Source organism: Streptomyces beijiangensis (assembly GCF_017315755.1).
Taxonomy (GTDB): Bacteria; Actinomycetota; Actinomycetes; order Streptomycetales; family Streptomycetaceae; genus Streptomyces; species Streptomyces beijiangensis.
The window spans coordinates 1-245 of sequence record NZ_JAFLRJ010001563.1; the positions used below are offsets into that span (position 1 = coordinate 1).

Annotated in this window: 1 pseudogene; it reads right to left on the reverse strand. The window is 62.9% G+C overall.

The features are described 5' to 3' along the window. A pseudogene (locus tag J0695_RS42695) lies at positions 1 to 217 on the reverse strand (transcriptional regulator); the annotation flags it as partial. Positions 218 to 245: the final 28 nt, after the last annotated feature.

Here is a 245-nt window from a genome sequence, read left to right on the forward strand (position 1 = left end):
GACGCACGTCGGTCTTCGAGAACTTCAGAGCGATCGCCGCGAGCCGGCTCTCCTTCATCACTTCCGCACGGTCCCGGTTCCTCTGCGACTCCTTTACCCAGGCGCGGTAAAGCTCCCGGAGCTTCTCCTTGGCGTCCTCGAAATCAAGCAGCTGCAACTGCACCGACCCGGCACGGGACCTGCTCCGCAGATCCTCAAGCGTCGAGAGGATCCACATGTCCGCCTCTACGGTGTCGGAGCGCTTC